The sequence below is a fragment of the Rheinheimera metallidurans genome, assembly GCF_036983985.1.
GTDB classification, from domain to species: Bacteria; Pseudomonadota; Gammaproteobacteria; order Enterobacterales; family Alteromonadaceae; genus Alishewanella; species Alishewanella metallidurans.
The window spans coordinates 60799-79133 of record NZ_JALAHQ010000003.1 but is presented as its reverse complement, the minus strand read 5'-3'; the positions used below and the strand labels follow the sequence as shown (position 1 = coordinate 79133).

Annotated in this window: 16 protein-coding genes; 12 read left to right on the top strand and 4 right to left on the bottom strand. The window is 45.4% G+C overall.

The window, feature by feature from the left end; all coding sequences use genetic code 11:
• Nucleotides 1-55: 55 nt before the first annotated feature.
• Together MN199_RS09490 and MN199_RS09485 are read right to left on the bottom strand one after the other, a co-directional pair.
• Entirely contained in the window at nt 56-1516 is a 1461-nt protein-coding gene (locus MN199_RS09490) for an aminoacyl-histidine dipeptidase (RefSeq protein ID WP_335739246.1), read from the bottom strand.
• A 99-nt stretch (nt 1517-1615) separates the two neighbouring features.
• Nucleotides 1616-4567, bottom strand: coding sequence for a diguanylate cyclase domain-containing protein (locus MN199_RS09485; protein WP_335739245.1), 2952 nt, complete (start codon nt 4565-4567; stop codon nt 1616-1618).
• A gap of 172 nt (nt 4568-4739) precedes the next feature.
• Here MN199_RS09485 and MN199_RS09480 point away from each other — a divergent pair, with 172 nt between their 5' ends.
• The 8 genes from MN199_RS09480 (at nt 4740) to MN199_RS09445 (ending at nt 12662) form a co-directional block, all read left to right on the top strand.
• The gene (locus MN199_RS09480; RefSeq protein WP_132585695.1) at nt 4740-5228 is read left to right on the top strand and encodes a DUF4442 domain-containing protein; all 489 of its coding nucleotides are present in this window, start codon (nt 4740-4742) and stop codon (nt 5226-5228) included.
• A gap of 62 nt (nt 5229-5290) precedes the next feature.
• Nucleotides 5291-5923: a guanylate kinase gene (gmk, locus tag MN199_RS09475; RefSeq protein ID WP_335739244.1), complete on the top strand. Its 633-nt coding sequence runs from the start codon at nt 5291-5293 to the stop codon at nt 5921-5923.
• Between the two features lie 45 nt (nt 5924-5968).
• Entirely contained in the window at nt 5969-6244 is a 276-nt protein-coding gene (gene rpoZ, locus MN199_RS09470; protein WP_132585701.1) for a DNA-directed RNA polymerase subunit omega, read from the top strand.
• Nucleotides 6245-6369: 125 nt separating this feature from the next.
• Complete coding sequence (gene spoT / locus MN199_RS09465; protein ID WP_132585704.1) at nt 6370-8490, top strand: bifunctional GTP diphosphokinase/guanosine-3',5'-bis pyrophosphate 3'-pyrophosphohydrolase; 2121 nt, start codon at nt 6370-6372, stop codon at nt 8488-8490.
• Nucleotides 8491-8495: 5 nt separating this feature from the next.
• Nucleotides 8496-8888: a RidA family protein gene (locus MN199_RS09460; RefSeq protein WP_132585707.1), complete on the top strand. Its 393-nt coding sequence runs from the start codon at nt 8496-8498 to the stop codon at nt 8886-8888.
• Nucleotides 8889-8894: 6 nt separating this feature from the next.
• Nucleotides 8895-9731: a substrate-binding periplasmic protein gene (locus tag MN199_RS09455; protein ID WP_335739243.1), complete on the top strand. Its 837-nt coding sequence runs from the start codon at nt 8895-8897 to the stop codon at nt 9729-9731.
• Nucleotides 9731-11815, top strand: coding sequence for an ATP-dependent DNA helicase RecG (recG, locus tag MN199_RS09450; protein ID WP_335739242.1), 2085 nt, complete (start codon nt 9731-9733; stop codon nt 11813-11815). Before MN199_RS09455 ends, recG begins: the two co-directional genes overlap by 1 nt.
• A 61-nt stretch (nt 11816-11876) precedes the next feature.
• On the top strand, nt 11877-12662 hold the full coding sequence (locus MN199_RS09445; protein ID WP_335739241.1) for a putative hydro-lyase: 786 nt from the start codon (nt 11877-11879) through the stop codon (nt 12660-12662).
• A gap of 5 nt (nt 12663-12667) precedes the next feature.
• Here the strand turns inward: MN199_RS09445 and MN199_RS09440 are convergent, their stop codons facing one another.
• Both MN199_RS09440 and MN199_RS09435 read right to left on the bottom strand, forming a co-directional pair.
• A complete protein-coding gene (locus MN199_RS09440) occupies nt 12668-13828 on the bottom strand; it encodes a trans-sulfuration enzyme family protein (protein WP_132585719.1) in 1161 nt (386 codons plus the stop codon).
• 12 nt (nt 13829-13840) lie between these two features.
• Nucleotides 13841-14848 carry an isopenicillin N synthase family dioxygenase gene (locus tag MN199_RS09435; protein ID WP_335739240.1) on the bottom strand — a complete coding sequence of 336 codons (1008 nt, stop codon included), beginning with the start codon at nt 14846-14848 and terminating at the stop codon, nt 13841-13843.
• A gap of 255 nt (nt 14849-15103) precedes the next feature.
• Here MN199_RS09435 and MN199_RS09430 point away from each other — a divergent pair, with 255 nt between their 5' ends.
• Genes MN199_RS09430 through MN199_RS09415 form a run of 4 tightly spaced genes read left to right on the top strand, consistent with a single transcriptional unit; the run spans nt 15104 to nt 18302 of the window.
• Nucleotides 15104-15829, top strand: coding sequence for a 5-oxoprolinase subunit PxpA (locus MN199_RS09430; protein ID WP_335739239.1), 726 nt, complete (start codon nt 15104-15106; stop codon nt 15827-15829).
• Nucleotides 15826-16518, top strand: a complete 693-nt coding sequence (locus tag MN199_RS09425) for a 5-oxoprolinase subunit B family protein (protein ID WP_335739238.1) — start codon at nt 15826-15828, stop codon at nt 16516-16518. Before MN199_RS09430 ends, MN199_RS09425 begins: the two co-directional genes overlap by 4 nt.
• Complete coding sequence (locus MN199_RS09420; RefSeq protein WP_335739237.1) at nt 16515-17456, top strand: 5-oxoprolinase subunit C family protein; 942 nt, start codon at nt 16515-16517, stop codon at nt 17454-17456. Before MN199_RS09425 ends, MN199_RS09420 begins: the two co-directional genes overlap by 4 nt.
• Nucleotides 17457-18302 (top strand): DUF4392 domain-containing protein, encoded by an 846-nt coding sequence (locus MN199_RS09415; protein ID WP_335739236.1) that lies wholly within the window; start codon nt 17457-17459, stop codon nt 18300-18302. It abuts the gene before it with no gap.
• Nucleotides 18303-18335 lie beyond the last annotated feature (33 nt).

Sequence of the window (18335 nt, the reverse complement as noted above, 5' to 3'; positions counted from 1 at the left end):
GAGAGTCAGACCCATTATTACCACTTGAGCCTGACTCGGACAAGTTACTCGCGATTTACGCTTTTTCTGGAATACGCTCTAACACCGCTAACAACAGTTCCCAGTATTGGCCAACCGTTTTAATATTTACCATTTCATCTGGCCCGTGTGGGTAGCGAATAGTTGGGCCAATTGAAACCATGTCCATGTCTGGATAGGGCTTTTTAAATAAGCCACATTCTAAACCAGCGTGAATAACCATGATTACCGGCTGTTTATGATAAATATCTTGATAGGTTTGGTTTACGATAGCCATTACCGGCGAGTCTGGGTTGGGTTTCCAACCTGGGTAGGCACCGCTAAATTTCACCTTAACACCCGCTAACTGCGCTAGTGAGCTAAGCATGCTTTCAATTTGCGTGCGGCCAGAGTCGATTAACGAACGAATTAAACACAGTATTTGAATACTGTTTTCTTTAGTGGTTACTACACCAACATTAAGTGAAGTTTCAGTTACACCTGCCACTTCGTCGCTCATGCGCATTACGCCGTTAGGGCAAACATTTAAGATATTGATTAACTGTTGTGCCGCCGCTGATGTTAAAACCTGTGTTGGCGCATTAACCTTAGTAAGGCTCAGTTTAATGGCCGGCTCTACTACACTAAGTTCTTGCTTAATAATGGCTTCAAACTCCGCTACTTTTTGCTGTAATTCAGTCAGTTGTGCTTCTGGTAGCGTTAAGGTTACCTCCGCTTCGCGCGGAATAGCGTTACGCAACGAGCCACCATTAAATGCAGCAATGTTAAGCTGTAACACCTTGGCGTAATTGGCTAAAAAGCGCGCTAATAATTTATTAGCATTACCGCGGCCCAAATGAATATTGACGCCTGAATGGCCGCCTTTTAAACCGCTTAAACTTAAGGTAAAGGCTTGCGACCCAGCGATAACTGGCTGCCACTGCACTGGCACGCTAAACTCAGCGTCAACACCGCCGGCGCAACCCATGTAAATTTCACCCTCTTGCTCAGAGTCGGTGTTAATTAAAATTTCAGCTTGCAACATGCCTGGCTCAATACCAAAGGCGCCGGTCATACCGGCTTCTTCGTCTACCGTTAATAGCACTTCTAGTGGGCCATGCTTAATATCGTTGCTGCCTAAAATAGCCAGTGCCGATGACATACCTATGCCATTATCAGCACCTAAGGTCGTGCCACGCGCTTTAACCCACTCGCCGTCAACATAAGCATCGATGGGATCTGTGGTGAAGTTATGCACCTTGTCAGCATTTTTTTGCGGCACCATATCTAGATGCGCTTGAATAACCACTGTTTTGCAGTTTTCCATACCCGTAGTAGCCGGCTTTTTAATAATTAAATTGCCTACTCTGTCTTCAATAACACTTAAGCCTAAGCTGCGCGCCCAAGCTTGAATATGCTGACTTAGGGCTTGCTCGTGTTTAGATGGGTGCGGAATGGCACAAATTTGTGCGAACCATTGCCATAATGGTTGCGGATATAACGATGCTAATGCTGACACTGCAGGCTCCTGTAACGTATAACGAAATAGCGATAAGGAGGCTATTTTACCACAGCACTATGCTGGGTTCACAACATTACAATTTTTAAGCTTGGCGCATCAGGTCGCCTCTGTAATGTCTTTGTTACTTGTTGCCTGCAGCTTTCCTTGCGCCAGTAGTTCCGTAATATTAACGTTTTCGTCCAATAATTCTGCAGGCGCTGGTGAGCTAATATCAAGCAGTAGATAACCATTTCGACCATGTTGTTTTACCCAGTACAGTGCGTGATCAGCTAAGCGCAGGCTATGTTGCCAATCCCAATCACTCAGTTGCGCAACCGCACCAATTGAACAGGTTAACGATTGCTTTAGCCCCATATCTTGCTGCCAAGGATATTGTGCAACGGCCTGGTGAATACGCTGCAATACCAGTAATGCATCTTGACTATGCTCTAATACCAACAAAAACTCTTCGCCGCCCCAACGAATAAGATGATCTGTATCGCGGCTATTTTGTCGCAATAACTCTGCGACAATAATTAAAATCTCATCACCCGTATGGTGGCCAAAGGTATCGTTAATGCGTTTAAAAAAATCTAAATCAAGTAGCGCCCAAACAAGCGGCTCATTGCTTCGATCGGATCTGGATAAAATTTGTTTAATATTAGTATCTAAATAATGACGATTATTCAGACCAGTTAATGCATCTTGCATACTCATGCATTCTAATTTTTTATTCACCTGATATAACTCAGCTGTGCGTTGCGTAACGATAATTTCCAACTGTTGTTTCGCCTTAGCTAAAGCCATAAGTCGCCAGCGATACACTGCCCAAAATATTAACAATAAAAGAATTAATGCCAGTGCCCGCGCAGTTGCGGTTTCGTACCAGTGCGGTGCTAGGTAAACATTCATACCTATTGGCTCGCTCCAGCGATAATCGGAGGCAAGACGCACCTGAATAATAAAACGATACTGGCCAGGCGGTAGGTTAGTATAGAAGGCTTCACGACGGCGGCCGGCATCAACCCAGCTAATGTCGTAACCTTCTAATTTATAACGAAACAGCACCGATGCTGCATGCATAAAAAATGGTGCGGTAAAACGAAAATGCCAATCACGTTTGTTTGGTGATAAATTAACGCTACTAGCGCTATAGTTTTCACCACTTACCGTAAGGCTATCTAGTACGGGTTGAGGTATCGGCCCATATTGAATCAGCTGTTGCAACGGCAGTGCTAATACACCATCTAATGTTGGATACCACAACCGGCCTTGATGCACTGCACCTTTGCTGCTACCCGCACCATTGCAACAACGATGAGAATCTGAGGCGGCTTCAGGCCGACGGTCATCAACCAACATATACACTTGCTCAACCCGGCCTTGGCGTAGTTCAGGGTAATTAATCCGATAAAACCCCTGGAAGCTACTAATCAGTAACTGATTTTCTATTTGCTCAACATGCAAGACACCGCTGCTGGGTAAGCCTTTTTGTTGCGTAAACCACTGCCAATGCTTAGGTTTACCTAAAACAAAGCCTTGATCAAAGCTGCCAATAAAAATGTTCCCGTCGGCAAGCTCTTTTATGGCACTAATAAAACGATCGGATAATGGCATGCCCTCGAGCTTGGCAAAGCTATCGCCATCACGTAAAAACAGGCCGTTTTCTGTGCCTACCCATAAGCGCTGCTGGCTATCCACCATCACAATACGTATTTGTGCACTGCGCAAGACTTCAGGCACCTGCTGTTGATGCAGTTCGTCGTTATCAACGTAAAATAAGCCGCCGTTCGTTCCCACCCAAATACGGTCATTTTCTTGCGTTATCGAGGTAACTAGTACGTGCGATATTTCATTGTAATTACGCCGCCATTCTAAGGTTTTGCCATCAAGCCGACTTAAACCTGCTCTGGTCCCTACCCATAACCGCTGCTGGCCGTCAATTAACATACTGTAAACAAAGAGGTTGGGTAAATATTGGTTAGCACTTAGCGGCTGAAACTGACCATGCTGCAACAATGATATGCCACTATTGGTGCCTGCAAGTATATGGTGTTGCCAAGGTTGCACCGCCCAAACATAGGGATCGTTAATACCTTGCTCTTTACTAAAGCGCTGCGTTGGCGGGCGGCGCAGCCGCTTTAAACCGTGCGAATGACTGCCTAACCATAAGTTGCCAAATTTATCTTGCAGCATAGATTCAACCCAAGAAAACTCGCCGGGTTTACCTAAAACACCATCTTCTACTGTTAACTGCCCTTGCTTTAGCTGATATAACTTATCATAACTGGCCACCCACACCCGCTGCTGAGGGTCTAAATACAACAGTTCAATTCGGGTATTACCCACAGAGCCTGGCAACGGCAGCGGCTGCCATTGCTCATACTGATAACGAAACAAACCTTGGTTAGTACCTAAATACAGATCCTTACCTTGCTTTACTATCTGGGTAACCTGTAATTCTGCTGTCTGCTCTGGCGCGCCAAACCATTGATATTGATCGTTTTCTAATAGCGCATAACCATTTAACCCACCAAGCCACAAAGCATCTTGTTGCTGATGCAATTGAAATACGGGGCCATGATGTGCCATAACCCGCTCTAGCGTCTGTTGTTGCTCTTGCCATTGATATAAATGCGCAGCACCAATAAATATGCGGCCATCAGCCAGCTCAGCAATGCTTGTTACCCCACCTTTTAGTGGTTGGCGGTCTAAACGAGTAAATGTTTTATTTTCGAAACGCATTAAACCATTAACAGTGCCGATCCATAAACGCTGCTGCTTATCAAAATGTAACGCGGTAATAAAATTAGAAGAAAAATCAGCTGTATTCGCGGTGTTAAATACCTGAAAATTTAAGCCATCAAAACGGGCTAAGCCATTTTGTGTTCCAACCCAAAGAAACCCTTGCTCATCTTGTGCTAATGCTGTAACTGATATTTGCGGCAAGCCCGACTCTACCGACCAAATACGGTATAAATAGTCATTTTGGCTTAACACCATTGCCGACACATTTAGCCAACTGTTACTGCTAAGTAACACTAATACTAGATATAAATAGCGCCGCACTACGCAAAGGCCTTCTTACTGAACGTAAATATAATGTAACATTACTATAGCCTGATTAATGCCAGTTAACGAACTTAGACGAGCGGTATTTTTAAGCGTCTGAGCGGTCAGGTTGCGACAATGGTCTTACCAGTGTAAGCTTTGAATCAACTTTTAACTAGGAGCCAAACAAATGGCAATCTCTTTGCGTAAAGCCAACTGGGGCTTAAAACTATTTGCTTGGCGTTATATTCCACTCATTGGTTTTTGCTCACCGCGTATTGTGCATATGGACAGTAAAACTTTAGAGGTGACCATGCCGCACGGTTGGCGCACTAAAAACCATTTAGGTAGTATTTATTTTGGCGCTTTGGCGATAGGTGCCGATTTAGCTGGTGCTTTTTTAGTGTTTAGCAAAGCTAAAACCCGCGGTGTAAATGCCAATTTTGCTTTTAAAGATGTACAAGGCCATTTTTTAAAGCGGCCAGAAGCACTAGTGCATTTTACTAGCCATGATGGTGATATTATTGATGCCATGATTGACGAGTCGTTAGTCAGCGGTGAACGCATTAATAAACCGGTATCAGTCGTAGTAACTTGCCCAACGCTACATGGTGATGAACCCATGGCAACCTTTACGCTAACCTTATCGATAAAAGCCAAAGCTAAACATAAAGGCTAGTTTGCGCCAAATCGCAACAACGATTAGACTTTCGCTCTGTTTTAATTTCAGGCTTGGATCCTATGCAACAACTTGCCGGCAACCTGTTTATTATTTCGGCGCCCAGTGGCGCTGGTAAATCTAGTTTAATTCAAGCTTTGCTTAAGCGTCATAGCGATATGCACGTTAGTGTGTCACACACCACTCGCGCACCTCGCCCTGGCGAGCAAGACGGCGTGCATTACCATTTCATTAGTGTTGAGCAATTTAAAGCACTAATTGCACAAAACGAATTTTTAGAGTGGGCTGAAGTATTTGGCAACTACTATGGCACATCAAAAAGCACCATTCGCGATAGTTTAGCCAAGGGTATCGATGTGTTTTTAGATATCGACTGGCAAGGTGCGCAGCAAATTCGCCAGCAAGCGTCTACCACCAAAGGCATTTTTATTTTGCCGCCAAGCCTAGATGAATTAAAACAGCGTTTAAACCAGCGCGGCCAAGATTCTAACGAGGTTATTGCTAAACGTATGGCACAAGCTCACAGCGAAATGAGCCATGCCAATGAATACGAATACTTAATTATTAACGATAACTTTGACACGGCTTTAACCGAGTTTGAGTGCATCGTTTTAGCGCAACGCAACGGCTATCATAGCCAAGTTTGTAAGCATACTAGCCTAATAAAGCAACTATTGGCGAAATCAGCAAATTAGCGTACACTATGCGGTCTTGTGAAAGCCCGAACACTGGAGTGGTAAATGGCACGCGTAACTGTTCAAGATGCAGTAGATAAAATTGGTAACCGTTTTGACTTAATTCTGGTGGCTGCACGCCGTGCCCGTCAGTTGGCTGTTGAAGGTAAAGAAGCACTGGTCGACATTGAAAACGACAAACCTACCGTAGTGGCGCTGCGTGAAATTGAAAAAGGCCTGATCACCAGTACCGTATTGGATGAGCAAGAACGCCGTGATCAAATTCAGCAAGAAGCGTCAGAAATGGCCGCTGTGGCAGCCATTATTGGTTCAGACCACTAAAAACCTCTCCATATGCATGCCAGCGGCACATTAGCCGTTGGCAACTGTAAAAAATAGACGTATATTCATAATAAATCCCGCGCTTAATGGCGTATTTTGTTTGCTGTCGCAGTTTGGGAGCACAGGTGTATTTATTTGAAGGTCTAAAAAACCAAATTAGTGCTTATTTGCCACCCGAGCAGGTTGCCTTAGTGCAACAAGCTTATATTGTGGCAAGAGACGCGCACGCGCCACAAACCCGTTCTAGTGGTGAGCCCTACATAACCCACCCTGTTGCTGTAAGTAGCATTTTAGCCGATATGTGCATGGACCATGAAACTTTAATGGCTGCGCTATTGCATGATGTTATTGAGGATACGCCGGTTAATAAAGAAGAGTTAACCCGGTTATTTGGCAAAACCGTGGCCGAGTTAGTGCAAGGTGTTAGTAAGCTAGATAAAGTAAAATTTAAAGATTATCATGAGTTTGAAGTAACCAACCTGCAAAAAATGTTTATGGCCATGACGCAGGATATTCGAGTTATTTTAATTAAATTAGCCGACCGCACACATAATATGCGCACGCTAGGTGCGTTACGTCCAGAAAAACGCCGCCGCATTGCTAAAGAAACCTTAGAGTTATATGCGCCGATAGCGAATCGTTTAGGTATTCATAATATTAAAAATGAGCTTGAAGACTGGGGTTTTCAAGCGCTTTATCCAATGCGTTACCGCGCTTTATCAACTGCCGTAAAACAAGCACGTGGCAATCGACGCGAATTACTCGAAAAAATACAGCTTGAAATTACCACTCGGCTAGCACAAGCAGGCATCAAAGCTGATGTACTAGGCCGAGAAAAGCATCTTTACAGCATTTATCGTAAGATGAAAAACAAAGAGCTGATGTTCAATGATGTTATGGATATCTATGCATTTCGTGTAGTAGTAGATAGCATAGACAACTGTTACCGCACGCTTGGCGTGGTACACAATTTATATAAACCGATTGAAATTCGCTTTAAAGACTACATCGCTATTCCAAAACAAAACGGCTACCAGTCTCTGCATACCTCATTAATTGGCCCCCACGGCATACCGGTAGAAATTCAGATGCGCACCCTTGAAATGGACGAAATGGCCGACAAAGGTATTGCCGCTCACTGGATGTATAAAGCCGACGATGAGCATCAAGATACCACGGCGCAAATTCGCGCTCGGCACTGGATGCAAAGCCTGTTAGAACTACAACAAAACGCCGGTAACAGTGCTGAATTTGTTGAAAACGTAAAATCTGAGCTGTACCCAGAAGAGTTATACGTGTTTTCGCCCAAGGGTAAGATTGTTGAGCTACCCATCAGCGCAACTGCCGTCGATTTTGCCTACGCCGTGCATACCGACATTGGTAATCGCTGTGTTGGTGCTAAAGTTGACCGCAAACCTTACCCACTAAGTAAACCTTTGGAAACCGGGCAAACTGTTGAAATTATCACCAGCCCTGGCGGTAAACCCAATGCTAACTGGCTAAATTATGTTGTTACCAGCCGAGCCATATTAGGCATTCGTAACTATCTGAAAAAACAGCAGCAAAATGAATCTACTGGTTTAGGCCGACGCTTATTAAGCTCCGCCTTGGGCGACGTAAAACTAGAAGATATCGCACCAGAGCGGATTGAACAGGTATTACAAAATACCAAACAAAAATCATTAGACGAATTGTGCAGTGAAATTGGTTTAGGTAATCAATTACCTATCGCTGTTGCAAGGCGCTTGCTGGGCGAATTTGAGTCTGGCGAAGGCAATAAAAATAATGCGGGGCCAATGCCGAAAAGTAAGGCTTTTATTATTGGCTCTGAAGGTATGTTACTTACATTTGCTCGTTGCTGCCGCCCAATACCAGGTGATGAGATTGTTGCTAATGCCGCGCCAGGTAAAGGGTTAAACGTACACCGTGCAGAATGTCGCAATATCAAAGGCTGGGATAAAGAACCTGGCAAGTATTTTCCTGTACGTTGGGATAAAACTGGCGATAGACAATTTTTATGCGATATACGCGTGTTTATTACCAATAAACAAGGTTTACTCGCCAAACTAACCACGCTTATTGCATTACAAGACTCAAACATTCAAGATCTCGCCACCGATGACAGAGACAACGGTGAATACGTAATAAAAATCACCTTGTCGGTTCGCGACCGAATACATTTGGCTAACGTAATGCGAAAAATTCGCGTTATGCCAGATGTACAAAAAGTTTACAGAAGGAAATAACTAAGATGTCTAAAGTAATTATACGTACCAGCGATGCTCCGGCCGCCATTGGCACATACAGCCAGGCTGTTAAAATTGGTACTACCGTGTATTTGTCAGGCCAAATTCCTTTAGTGCCTGCCACAATGCAAATGGTGTCTGACGATTTTTCTCAGCAAACCCACCAAGTATTCAAAAACTTATCGGCCGTATGTGAAGCCGCTGGTGGCAGCTTAAACGATATGGTTAAGCTAAATATTTTTCTTATTGATTTAGGTCAGTTTGCTGTAGTTAATGAAATTATGAGCCAGTATTTTGCTGAGCCTTATCCAGCCCGCGCTGCAGTACAAGTATCCGCTTTACCTCGCGCCAGCCAAATAGAAATTGATGGTGTAATGGAAGTACCGTCAACACATTAATTTATCATGCCTTTGCTAAAGCAATTCTTCATCAGCCTGCTGTTGCTAACCAGTTTGTTAACTGGCGCGTCAGCTTGGGCTGAAGAATTGCTACCACGAGAAGATACCGCACAGCCGCAACTAATATGGTGCTTAGATCACTTTTCGCGTTTTCATAATTATGAAGACACTGCAGAACCATACGGGCTTTCCGTTGATTTAATGCGCGAACTAGCAAGCCGCGCTGGCTTTAAACTCACGTTTACACCACGCACTGCCAGTGCCCGCTGTTTGCGTTTAATGGCAGAGGGTAAGGTAGATTTAATGTCTAACCTAAGATACAGCCCTGAACGTAACCGCATCATACATATGTTGCCTTACCGACAAACGGTGCCTGAAAGCTTGTTTTTGCGTCACGACGATAAACGCATTATTGAATCCACTGAGCAACTGCGCCACATGAGCCTAGTGCGTATTCGTAGCTACTTATATAGCCCCGATACCATGGCCTATTTACAACAACATCCAAGACACGTTACCGACGTAGACTCTATTGAAGCAGCGTTAGAACTATTATTACGCGGTCGGGTTGATGCCATAATTTCACCCACAATTAGCACCACCGACGCCATTAATAACATTTCCGGTTACACTTACCGCTTTCAAAAAGCACCGTTAGATTTCAGCCGTGGCAATAGTGGTTACATTCATATTGGCTTGTCAAGAAATAGCCAGCATGTTGCTATGTTAGATGAATTACGCCAGCATCTAAACGCGATGATTAAAGACGGCACAGTAACTCGGTTATACGACACCAAACTCATACAACCTTTACTAACCTCAACGGAAAGCCCAGCTCCCTAATGAGCGCGCATAACTCGTTAGCTAATCAGTCTATTTCCAGCATAAAAGGTGTCGGCGCCAAGGCGGCAGAACGGCTTGAAAAGCTTGGGATCTTTAGTATTCAAGATATTCTGTTTCACCTACCATTGCGTTACGAAGATCGCACCCGTATATATGCTATTGCCGATTTAATGCCACTGATGCACGGCACGGTGTTGGGAGAAGTAGTAAGTAGCGAAATACAATTTGGTAAACGTCGTAGTTGGCTAGTAAAAATTAAAGACGGCAGTGGTTATCTCACATTACGTTTTTTTCATTTTAGCGCCGCGCAAAAAAACGCCGTTACACCGGGCGTGCTACTACGCTGTTTTGGTGAAGCCAAACGGGGTATGCGTGGCTTAGAAATGTTACATCCAGAATATCGGCTGCACAATGATGAACTTATCGCTGAAGTTAGCGAAACTCTGACGCCTATTTACCCCACTACCGAAGGTTTACGCCAAGCCACATGGCGCAATTTAACCGACGCAGCACTACAGCGTTTACACCAAAGCCCACCCGATGAATATTTACCAGCGCAGCTATTGCAACAACCTTGGTCACTAAGTGAAGCGCTTAATTATATTCACCGACCGCCGCCAGATGCCAGCTTACAGCTGCTAGAACTGGGCAAGCACCCAGCGCAGCAACGTTTAATTATTGAAGAACTGGTTGCCCAGCAGTTGAGTATGTATAAATTACGCAGCCAAAGCCAGCAACAACGCGGTATCGCACTATCGGCTGATAGTGCGTTAGAGCAGCAATTTTTAGCGGCACTGCCTTTTGCTCCTACTCATGCCCAGCGCAGAGTAACAGCGGAAATACGCCACGATTTAAGCCAAAGCTTACCTATGCTGCGCTTGGTGCAAGGCGATGTTGGCTCAGGTAAAACCTTAGTGGCCGCGCTTGCCGCATTAACTGCCATTGGTAATGGTTATCAGGTGGCACTAATGGCACCAACTGAATTATTAGCAGAGCAGCATGCGGCAAACTTTACGCGCTGGTTTGTGCCACTAAATATAAGTGTTGCTTGGTTAGGCGGTAAAACTAAGGGTAAAGCGCGGCAAACCACACTAACGGCTATTGCCGATGGTAGCGCGCAAATGGTAGTTGGCACTCATGCTTTGTTTCAGCAACAAGTTGAATTTAAAGCATTAACATTGATTATTATTGATGAGCAACACCGCTTTGGCGTGCATCAACGTTTAGCATTGCGCGAAAAAGGCGGCATACCCGGTGTGTATCCGCATCAGCTCGTTATGACCGCAACGCCTATTCCTCGCACACTCGCCATGACCGCCTACGCCGATTTAGATACGTCAATTATTGATGAATTACCCCCCGGTAGAACACCAGTAACCACAGTGGCGATACCCGACACCCGCCGTGACGATATTATTGCGCGTGTACGCCAAGCTGTTATTAGTGAGCAGCGTCAAGCCTATTGGGTATGTACGCTCATAGAAGAGTCGGAAACGCTGCAATGTCAGGCCGCTGAAGATACGCTAGAAAATTTGCAGTTAGCCTTGCCCGAGTTAAAAATTGGTTTAGTACATGGCAGGCTAAAATCAGCTGAAAAACAAAATATTATGCAGCAGTTTAGTAATGCAGAATTAGATCTATTAGTTGCAACCACGGTAATAGAAGTGGGTGTCGACGTACCCAACGCCAGTTTAATGATTATTGAAAACCCCGAACGCTTAGGGTTGGCGCAATTACATCAACTACGCGGTCGCGTAGGTCGGGGTAGCACAGCTTCGCATTGTGTGTTGCTATATCACGCGCCATTATCAAAAACGGCGCAAGCTAGGTTAGCAGTATTACGTGATTCCAATGATGGTTTTGTTATCGCGCAACGTGATTTAGAAATACGTGGCCCGGGCGAGTTACTTGGCACCCGACAGACTGGCGTTTTGCAGTTTAAAATTGCCGATCTAAGTCGTGATGCTGAACTACTGCCTACGGCGCAACAAATTGCCACGCAATTATGGCAACAAGACCAGGCTGCCAGCTTACAGCTAATTAAACGTTGGTTAGCGAACAAAGAGATATACAGCAACGCCTAATAATTACTTGAGCTATACCCGAGTATAGCTTTGCCTATTCATTGTCTGTTCGGAGCTTATTATGTCAGTGCTTACCCCTTTTCAATTGCGCCAGCAAATACGTGCAGGCAGCTTTAATCGTAATACCTCGGGCCAAGCGCCGGGCTTCGTGCAAGCCAATTTGGCCATAATGCCGAAACAGTATGCGGCTGACTTTTTACAGTTTTGTCATTTTAACCCTAAGCCTTGCCCGCTGTTAGCCATGTCGGCCACACCCGGTGCGGTTGATATGCCACAATTAGCCGCCGATCTGGATATTCGCACCGACATCCCTAAATATAAGGTGTTTAAACAAGGCAAACTGGTTGCCGAGGTTAACGATATTAAAGCGTATTGGCAGGATGATTTTGTTAGCTTTTTAATTGGCTGTTCGTTTTCATTTGAAGAAGCATTAATTGCCGATGGCTTAGAAATTCGTAATATTACCGAGCAAGTTAACGTGCCAATGTATCGCACAACTATTGCTTGTGAACCTGCCGGCGTATTTTCTGGCGGTATGGTGGTAAGTATGCGGCCGATGCGACCAGCCGACGCCATTCGTGCTATTCAAATCTGCTCACGCTTTCCGCAAGTGCACGGTGCACCGGTGCATTTTGGCGATCCTGCTGCTATTGGTATTAGCGATATTAATAAACCCGACTTTGGCGATGCAGTAACAATAAAAACCGGTGAAGTGCCGGTATTCTGGGCCTGTGGCGTAACACCACAAGTGGCGATAGCTAATGCAAAATTAGACATCTGCATTAGCCACAGCCCTGGGTATATGTTAGTTACCGACTTACCTAATAGTAAACTGTCGGTATTCTAATACGCTTAATTCTCTAAGGCTTGTTGTAAATCAGCAATTAAATCTGCTGGGTCTTCCACGCCAATGCTAAAGCGAATTAAATCGTCACTAACGCCAGCAGCAAGGCGGCTAGCTTGGTCCATCGCCGCATGGGTAGTGCTCGCAGGATGACAAGCCAAACTTTCTAAATCACCTAGACTTACCGCTTGGGTAAATAACTGCAATTTGTCTAAAAACTGCGCCGCGCGGCTAAACCCGCCGGCCAGCTCAATGCTAATCATGCCACCAAAAGCGCCAACCGTTTCAGCAAGTATTTTATGACCAACATCACTGGTTAAACCGGGAAACATTACCTTATTAACCTTAGGGTGCTGTGCTAAGTACGTGGCCACTTCGGTAGCTCCAGCTAAGTGCGCATCCATACGCAGTGCTAAAGTACGCATGCCGCGCTGCAACAAATACGCCTCTTGAGGGCCAATAGGTGCACCAATATGCTTTAACGCAATAGTACGAATAGGTTGCATTAGCTCGCGCCGCCCCGCCACTACGCCGGCAATAATATCGCCATGGCCACTTAAGTACTTAGTACCACTGTGCATTACAATATCAATGCCATGTTCAAGCGGTTTAAACAAATACGGCGTTAAAAACGTATTATCACATACCGTAATAGCACCCACTTTTGCCGCAGCGATTTTAATTTTACGATAATCACTAACGCGTAAATTAGGATTAGTTATGGGTTCAAATAACACCAATTTAGTCGCGAGGCTGATATTTGCCACTAATTCGTCATCACTTTGATAGCGCGTTACCTTAATACCTGCACGAGTTAGCGTATTAACTAAAAATGCCGCTGTGCCGCCGTACACCGGATCAATAAAGGCAACTTCATCGCCTTGGCTCACTAAAGCGTAAAATATGCTACTTACCGCGGCCATGCCACTGGCGACAACCAGTGCTTCATCAGCACCTTCTAATCTCGCTAATTGTTGCTCTAAGGCCTGCACCGTTGGATTACCCATTCGGCTATAAATAAAGCCCGGTTGCTCACCGGCAAAGCGGGCTTTTCCTTCTGCGGCAGTGCCATAAGTAAAGGTGCTGCTTTGATAAATAGGTGTGGTTAGGGCGCCAGTTTGCGCGTCTGCACCGCCATTACTATGTAATAGCTGGGTTTTAAATTTCATTGGTTGGCTCCTTTATACTACCTGGGTTAACGCTGCATAATGCTTCCGTGCCACATCAGGGTGTGAGCGTAAGCGTCCTTTTAACACATTTTCACCTACTTGATAAAATAACGGATTGTTTGGATCACTAGCAGGGCCCTTTGCTTGTGCCGCAAGCTCGGCCGGTAAATTTAATAATGGTACTGTGGCATCAAGCTGTGCCGCCATAAAAAACGCACAAGAAAAACGCTCAATGCCTTTCGGCGGGCTAACAACACGATGTAGTGTCGCCTTTAAATAACCGTTAGATGCCAACTCTAATAGTTCACCTATATTTACAACAAAAGCACCCGCTAACGGCGCCGCATCAACCCAACCATTATCGGTTAATACCTCCAGCCCTGAATGCTGATCTTGCAAGACCAAGGTTAAATAGCCTGGGTCTTTATGCGCTCCAACACCTTGCTGCGCCACCGCACTAGTCCCCGGGTAACGGATCAGCTTCATATGCGTATAAGCGCCATCTTGAAGTGTGTTAGCAAACGCTGTTGCTGGTTGCTGTAACACTTGAGCAAAAGCACTGAGTAAAGTTACGCTAAGCTCAGAAAGCTGTTGCTGCCACTGCAATAAAGCCGTTTGCATTAAAGGTAGCGCGGCGGGCCATTGGTTTGGCCCAACTAAGCCCTGCCATGCTGGCATAGCTGAGTTTAGTGCAAGCGCGGTTTGTTCACGCATAATATCAAACTGTTCTCGTTGATCAACTCGCCCCTGCGTTAGCTCGCCGCCCACCTGAGTGTAACCACGAAAGTGCGCAGAATTAACCATGCTCACGGCCTGCTTTTCAGGCTCTGGCAAGGCAAAAAACTGGCGCGCCAATTGCAAAATTTGCTGTTGTTGCCCAGTAGAAATACCATGGCCAGTCAAATAGAAAAAGCCAATATCGCGCGCAGCCACTGCCAGCTGCTGTAAAAAATGTTGCCGTGACACCGCATTGCCATGCAATAGGCTGATGTCCAACACCGGAAGCTGTAACGAAGTCATTATTCACCTAACAATAAAGCGTATTTGCGGCTATTTTAGGCTGTTACACATATTAGAAAACGACCAAATAACCATTTGATATACCAAACGGAAATAACAAGCCATCTTAATATCTAGACATCTTTAATTTGGGTGTTATTGTTAGCTTGCTAAGCTTTGCGATAAAATACAATGACGGTGCGCCACATCTGACTAGACTTCATTTCTAGGCTATCGCACACTGTTAACACTCAGCGGTACGGTTCGGGATAAACCATGAAACTCAATTGTGATTTGGGCGAAAGCTTTGGTAGCTGGCAAATGGGGTTGGATGTTGCGGTAATGCCGCATATTGATATGGCCAATATCGCCTGCGGCTTTCATGCTGGTGATGCCGATGTAATGGCGCATACGCTTAATTTGGCGAAGCAATATGGCGTTGCCATTGGTGCACATCCATCTTACCCAGATTTACAGGGCTTTGGCCGCCGCAGTATGGCGTTGTCTCACCAAGAAATTGTTAACTGTATACACTACCAAATTGCCGCTTTAGACGGTATGGCACGCAGCAACGGTTTAAGCTTAAGTTATGTTAAACCCCATGGCGCGTTATATAACGATATGATGAGCAAACCAGCAGTATTTGCTGCAGTGCTTGACGCCGTTACTGGCTACTACCAGCCACTTAAACTAATGATATTAGCCACTACGCAGCAGCAACATTACCGCGAACTGGCCGCAGCAAAAGGCGTAACTTTATTGTTTGAAGCCTTTGCCGATCGCCGCTATACCGATGCCGGCACACTAGCCCTCCGCAGCCAAGCCGGTGCGGTATTACACGAAGAAGAGATGCTGGCACAGGTTCGCCAATTGATACAACACGGCACAGTAACCACAGAGTCTGGCAACACACTTGCGCTTAGCGCTGATACCTTATGCGTGCATGGCGATAATAAGATCGCTGTCGCACAGATAGAAAAAATTCGGACGCTATTAGCATGAATCAACTGCAATACAGCCTAACGCCAGCCGGTGAAAATGCGTTAATGCTGTATTTTGCGCAGCGTATCGACCCGGTTATTTCGGCCACGGTGCAGCACGCCTGTGCACTAATACGCGCGGAGCTTGGCGAATCATTAGTCGACTTACTACCATCTTATGCGTCTGTACTTATTGTATTTAACCCGTTTAAAACTGATTTAAACCAAGTAAAAATTCAGCTAAAGCAATGCTTAACACAGCTGTCTACTCAGCAACAGCAAACCGGCAAACTGGTTGAACTACCGGTTTATTACAGCACGGAAAGCGGGCCAGATTTAGCACTTATTGCTAGCAGTAAAAACATCAGCATTGCCGAAGTAATACGGCGCCATCAGGCGATTAGTTATCGCGTATATGCCATAGGTTTTGCCCCAGGTTTTGCGTATTTAGGCGAAGTAGACCCACTATTACAAATGCCACGCCTAGCCACGCCTCGCGCAAAGGTACCTCGCGGTGCAGTTGCTATTGCCGATCGTCAAACAGCCATCTATCCGGCAGCATCGCCGGGTGGTTGGAATTTAATTGGCTTGTGCCCAACGAGAATGTTTAACCCCGACGCTACCCCCATAATGCCAGTTACAGTAGGCGATGAGGTACGCTTTGTTGCCATTGATAAAAGTGAATTTTTGCGCCTTGGCGGTGAATTATGAGTAGTTTTAGTGTTATTGCGCCGGGCATACTTAGCTTACTGCAAGATCAAGGACGTTTTGGCCAAGGCGCGCTAGGTTTAACTAGCGGTGGCTCAATGGATACCACATCCGCGGCTTGGGCTAATTATTTACTCGGTAATCCGACAAACGCCACATTAATTGAATGCAGTGTTGGTGGTTTACAGCTACAGGCTAATTGCACTAGCTACATTGTTGTTACTGGCGCCGAGCTAGCACTGAGTATTAATGATAGCCCGCTACAATTATGGACTGTACACCAAGTTAAGTCAGGCGACATTATCAAGTTGGGCATGGTTACTAAAGGTTTAAGAGTCTATGTCGCCGTAGCCGGTGGTTTTAATATTAAGCTGCAGTTTAATAGTAGCTCTACTGTATTACGCGAAAGCATTGGCGGTTTAAATGGTAATAAGTTACAAGCCAACGATATATTGCCAGCAGCAATGGTAAGCAACTTGCCACGCTTAAGTTTACCGCAAGCGCTGCGCCCGCAAATTAATAGTGTGCTTACGCTACGACTAATTGAAGGCTATCAGGTAAGTAGTTTTACCAGTGCTGAACGCCAACGCTTTTATTCAGATAGCTATACGGTAACGCCACAAGCTGATCGCATGGGCTACAAGCTATCCGGTGCCGCTATTGCTTGCCAACAAAGCCAATTGCTGTCAGAGGGGATCTGCTATGGCGCAGTACAAATTCCACCCGATGGCCAACCTATAGTGCTACTCAATGATCGGCAAACACTGGGCGGTTATCCCAAAATAGGCTCAGTATTATCATTAGATTGTGCGTTATTAGCACAAGCTACTGCCGGCACTAAAGTATACTTTACGCCAATTAGTGCAGAGCATGCACAGCATGCGCTGCACTTAGCTAAAATACGTTTTTCTGCGCTAACCAACCAACTAGTGAGCCAGTAAATGTCAGCACAATGTACCGACTATCTGGCACTTAGCCAGAAAATAGAACGCTTACTAGTAAGACAAAATCCGCGTGGCATGGCTACGTTACAACCACTATTACGACCAGGCTACATTATGCGTGCTGCGCGTTTAATAAATCAGTGTCGTGGTAATGTGCTAATTGGTACTGGCTTTCCGGTGCTTGATACCTTTGAAACCGACGGCCCAGTTGGTGCTATTGCCTTATATCAAATGCTAGAAGCTTTAGGCGCAACACCAATTATTGTTTGTGGCAACCCACTGTACAGCGCACTAAAGCAAGAGTATCGTTGCCATCAAATTACGGTAAACCAGTATCATGCGTTATCTGCCATTGCCGAAAAAGCGCTAGCTGAATTACAGCCACAGTTGGTTATTTGTATTGAGCGGCCGGGTTTTAATGCCCAGCAGCGTTATTTTAATATGCGTGGTGAGGATATTTCTGCGCGCTGCGCCAGTTTCGACTATTTTTTAAATCTCGCCACCTGCCCCACTATTGCGATAGGCGATGGCGGTAACGAAATTGGTATGGGCAACTTGCAACAAGCGGTTAGTCAGCTAAATATTACACCAGCGGTTACAGAGTGTGACGAGTTAATTGTCGCCGATGTTTCAAACTGGGCTGCTTGGGGTATTGCTGCAATGCTTAGCGCACTGCGTGGTCAAGATTTGTTGAAACATGCGAACCCCTTGGCTATTTTGCAGTACTTATCAAGCAAAGGCAGTGTTGATGGCGTAACCCGGCTAAATACCTTAACTGAAGATGGCTTGGCGCATACCGAAGGCTTAAACCTAATTAACGATTTACGTGCTCTGACTTACTGAGAACCGGTTTGCCCTAAGCCGACCGTTGTAGCC

What these genes read in the sequence shown, in the direction of transcription:
- MN199_RS09480 (WP_132585695.1), top strand. Translation starts at nt 4,740, where the DNA reads ATGGCAATCTCTTTGCGTAAAGCCAACTGGGGCTTAAAACTATTTGCT.
- MN199_RS09445 (WP_335739241.1), top strand. Translation starts at nt 11,877, where the DNA reads ATGTCAGTGCTTACCCCTTTTCAATTGCGCCAGCAAATACGTGCAGGC.
- MN199_RS09420 (WP_335739237.1), top strand. Translation starts at nt 16,515, where the DNA reads ATGAGTAGTTTTAGTGTTATTGCGCCGGGCATACTTAGCTTACTGCAA.
- MN199_RS09425 (WP_335739238.1), top strand. Translation starts at nt 15,826, where the DNA reads ATGAATCAACTGCAATACAGCCTAACGCCAGCCGGTGAAAATGCGTTA.
- MN199_RS09430 (WP_335739239.1), top strand. Translation starts at nt 15,104, where the DNA reads ATGAAACTCAATTGTGATTTGGGCGAAAGCTTTGGTAGCTGGCAAATG.
- recG (WP_335739242.1), top strand. Translation starts at nt 9,731, where the DNA reads ATGAGCGCGCATAACTCGTTAGCTAATCAGTCTATTTCCAGCATAAAA.
- MN199_RS09455 (WP_335739243.1), top strand. Translation starts at nt 8,895, where the DNA reads ATGCCTTTGCTAAAGCAATTCTTCATCAGCCTGCTGTTGCTAACCAGT.
- MN199_RS09435 (WP_335739240.1), bottom strand. Translation starts at nt 14,848, where the DNA reads ATGACTTCGTTACAGCTTCCGGTGTTGGACATCAGCCTATTGCATGGC.
- rpoZ (WP_132585701.1), top strand. Translation starts at nt 5,969, where the DNA reads ATGGCACGCGTAACTGTTCAAGATGCAGTAGATAAAATTGGTAACCGT.
- MN199_RS09415 (WP_335739236.1), top strand. Translation starts at nt 17,457, where the DNA reads ATGTCAGCACAATGTACCGACTATCTGGCACTTAGCCAGAAAATAGAA.
- MN199_RS09460 (WP_132585707.1), top strand. Translation starts at nt 8,496, where the DNA reads ATGTCTAAAGTAATTATACGTACCAGCGATGCTCCGGCCGCCATTGGC.
- MN199_RS09440 (WP_132585719.1), bottom strand. Translation starts at nt 13,828, where the DNA reads ATGAAATTTAAAACCCAGCTATTACATAGTAATGGCGGTGCAGACGCG.
- gmk (WP_335739244.1), top strand. Translation starts at nt 5,291, where the DNA reads ATGCAACAACTTGCCGGCAACCTGTTTATTATTTCGGCGCCCAGTGGC.